The organism is Streptomyces sp. WAC06614 (assembly GCF_003949795.1).
In the GTDB taxonomy this organism is placed as follows: domain Bacteria; phylum Actinomycetota; class Actinomycetes; order Streptomycetales; family Streptomycetaceae; genus Streptomyces.
Genome location: NZ_RPRY01000512.1, coordinates 1 through 3,307, shown reverse-complemented (window position 1 = coordinate 3,307; position 3,307 = coordinate 1). Strand labels below are relative to the sequence as shown.

General features: G+C 74.6%; 3 protein-coding genes and 1 rRNA gene. 1 reads left to right on the top strand and 3 read right to left on the bottom strand.

Annotated elements, in window-relative coordinates:
* The first annotated feature begins 8 nt into the window (after positions 1-8).
* Positions 9-125 (top strand): 5S ribosomal RNA (gene rrf / locus EF918_RS34035).
* A gap of 109 nt (positions 126-234) precedes the next feature.
* Here the strand turns inward: rrf and EF918_RS34030 are convergent.
* The 3 genes from EF918_RS34030 to EF918_RS37470 form a co-directional block, all read right to left on the bottom strand.
* Positions 235-1,545: a DUF58 domain-containing protein gene (locus EF918_RS34030; protein WP_125652744.1), complete on the bottom strand. Its 1,311-nt coding sequence runs from the start codon at positions 1,543-1,545 to the stop codon at positions 235-237.
* A complete protein-coding gene (locus EF918_RS34025; RefSeq protein WP_125652743.1) occupies positions 1,545-2,519 on the bottom strand; it encodes a MoxR family ATPase in 975 nt (324 codons plus the stop codon). Before EF918_RS34025 ends, EF918_RS34030 begins: the two co-directional genes overlap by 1 nt.
* Positions 2,516-3,307 (bottom strand): DUF4350 domain-containing protein (locus EF918_RS37470; protein ID WP_312847890.1); only part of this gene is annotated, 792 nt, incomplete at its 5' end. The genes EF918_RS37470 and EF918_RS34025, both read right to left, overlap by 4 nt.

Here is a 3,307-nt window from a genome sequence, read left to right as displayed (position 1 = left end):
CATAGTGTTTCGGTGGTCATAGCGTTAGGGAAACGCCCGGTTACATTCCGAACCCGGAAGCTAAGCCTTTCAGCGCCGATGGTACTGCAGGGGGGACCCTGTGGGAGAGTAGGACGCCGCCGAACAATCATTGTGGGAAAGCCCCGCACCGATCGTCAGATCAGGTGCGGGGCTTTTCTGCGTTTACCGGGCAACGGCCGGGCCCCCTGGCGGGGGCCCGGCCGTTGCTGGTGGCTACAGGCGGCCGGCTGCCTTCAGGGACAGGTAGGTGTCCGCCAGGGACGGGGCCAGGGTTTCCGGGGTGGCGTCCACGACCGTGACGCCCAGGCGGGTCAGGAGGTCCGCCGTGCGGGCCCGCTGGGACTGGGTCTGCGTGGCGGCCGCGGCCTCGTAGACGGCGTCGACCGTGCCGCGGGAGCGCTGCATCTCCTCCACGCGCGGGTCCGCCACCGAGGCCAGGACGACCGTGTGGCGGGAGGTGAGCTGCGGGAGGGTGGGCAGCAGGCCCTCCTCCACCGGGGCCGCGTCCAGGCTGGTCAGGAGGACCACCAGGGAGCGGCGCGGGGCCGAGCGCAGGATCGTGGAGACCATGGCACGGGAGTCCGTCTCGACCAGCTCCGGTTCCAGCGTGGCCATGGCGTTGACGAAGGACGGCAGGACGTCCGCGGCGGCACGGCCCTGGACCTGGGCGCGGGTGCGGCGGTCGTACGCCAGGAGGTCCACGCGGTCGCCGGCCCGGACGGCCAGGGCCGCCAGCAGCAGCGCCGCGTCCATGGCGGAGTCCAGGCGCGGAGCGTCGCCCACGCGGCCCGCCGAGGTACGGCCGGTGTCCAGGCAGATCAGGATGTGGCGGTCGCGTTCGGGCCGCCAGGTGCGGACGGCGACCTTGTTCTGGCGGGCCGTGGCCCGCCAGTCGATGGAACGGGTGTCGTCGCCGGGGACGTAGTCGCGCAGGCTGTCGAACTCCGTGCCCTCGCCGCGCGTGAGGACGCTCGTCCGGCCGTCCAGCTCCCGCAGGCGTGCGAGGCGGGACGGCAGGTGCTTGCGGCTGGTGAAGGGCGGCAGGACGCGGACCGTCCACGGGACGGTGTGGTGGCCCTGGCGGGCCCACAGGCCCAGGGGCCCGTACGAGCGGACGGTGACCTGGGCGGCCTTGCGGTCGCCGCGGCGGGTGGGGCGCAGCCGGGTGGTGAGGCGGCGGCGTTCCCCGGCGGGGACGGTCACGGTGTGCCGGGAGGCGGCGATCTCGGTGCCGGGCTGCCAGCTGCTGGGCGGCCAGGCGTCGCGCAGCCGGGCGCGCAGCGGTCGGCCGCCGGTGTGGGTGAGGGTCAGGTGGACGTCGGCGGTCTCGCCGAGGCGGACCGAGGTGTCCCCGGAGCGGGACAGGCGCAGGCTGCGGACGGGTGCCGCGAGGGCGTAGTCGACGCAGCAGGCCAGGGCGAGCGGGCCGTTGACGGCCAGCATCCCCGTCCAGCTGGGCTCCAGGATGCCGACGGGGATGCTGCCGAGGGCCGCGATCAGGGCGGCGCGTCCGGTGAGGGCCATCAGCGGGGCACGGGGACGTGGGACAGGATCGCGGTGATCACCGAGTCGGCGGTGACGCCTTCCATCTCCGCCTCCGGCCGGAGCTGGATGCGGTGGCGGAGCGTGGGCAGGGCGAGGGCCTTGACGTCGTCGGGGATGACGTAGTCGCGGCCGGTGAGCCAGGCCCAGGCGCGGGCGGTGGACAGCAGGGCGGTCGCGCCGCGCGGGGAGACGCCCAGGGTGAGCGAGGGCGATTCGCGGGTCGCGCGGCAGATGTCGACGACGTAGGCGGCGATCTCGGGGGAGACGGCGGTGCGGGCGACGGCGGCGCGGGCGGCTTCGAGGTCGGCGGCGCCGGCGACCGGGCGGACCCCGGCGGCCTTGAGGTCGCGCGGGTTGAATCCGGCGGCGTGCCGGGTCAGGACGCCGATCTCGTCCTCGCGGGAGGGCAGCGGGACGGTCAGCTTCAGCAGGAAGCGGTCCAGCTGGGCCTCGGGCAGGGGGTAGGTGCCCTCGTACTCGACGGGGTTCTGGGTCGCGGCGACGAGGAAGGGTTCCGGCAGCGGGCGCGGGGTGCCGTCGACGGTGACCTGGCGCTCCTCCATGGCCTCCAGGAGGGAGGACTGGGTCTTGGGCGGGGTGCGGTTGATCTCGTCGGCGAGGAGGAGGTTGGTGAAGACCGGGCCGTTCTGGAAGGAGAACTCGGCGGTGCGGGCGTCGTAGACGAGCGAGCCGGTCACGTCGGACGGCATCAGGTCGGGGGTGAACTGGACGCGCTTGGTGTCGAGTTCGAGGGAGGCGGCCAGGGTCCGTACGAGGAGGGTCTTGGCGACGCCGGGGACGCCTTCGAGGAGGACGTGGCCGCGGCACAGGAGGGCGACGACGAGGCCGGTGACGGCGGAGTCCTGGCCGACCACGGCCTTCCCGATCTCCGTGCGGAGCGCTTCGAGGGAAGCGCGTGCGTCGCCCGCGTGAGCGGTGGTCGGGGACGTCATGAGGTGCGGACCTCTCTTTCGAGGGCGTCGAGGTGGTCGGCGAGCGCGACGAGTGCCGCGTCGTCGGGGGGTGTGGGGCCGAAGAGAAGGGCCGTCAGGTCCCCTGCTCCGGACGGGTGCTGAAGGGTGGTCAGGTGGGCCGAGACCGCGGGCAGCAGGGCCTGCGGGTCGTGGGCCCGGGCCGTCGGTACGCCGAGCACCGCGGCGAGGCGTTCGCGGGTGGCGGCGCGGAGCACGGTGGCGGCGCGGTCGCGGGCGTCGGCCTTGCGGTAGAGGCGGGCGCGGCCCTCGGTGGCCTCCGAGGCGGGGACGACGACGGGGAGCTGCTCGGTGACGAGCGGGCCGAGGCGGCGGGCGCGCCAGAGGGCGGCCAGGGCCGCGGCGAGGGTGAGTTGGAGCAGGGCCCAGCTCCAGCCGGCCGGGACGAGGTCGAGGAAGTTCTGCTGTTCGTCGTCGCCGCCGGTGCCGGGGCCGTCGGCGGTGTCGGTGAGGGAGGGGAGGTACCAGACGATCTCGGGGCGGGAGCCGAGGAGTTGCAGGGCGAGGGAGGCGTTGCCCTCCTTGGCGAGGTTCTCGTTGAGCAGGGGCTGCTCGGAGCCGAGGAGGACGGTGTCGCTGCCGGGCCTGAGGCCGGGCAGGACGAGGAGGGTGGGGTGGCCGTCGGCCGGGTAGCAGGCGGTGGCCCCGCGCAGGTCGGTGGCGTAGGAGGGGCCGTCCCCGGTGGTGGCGCGGCCGGCGGTGCGGGCGGCGGGCAGGGCGCAGCCGGGGGCGAGGTCCTGGTCGTGGGC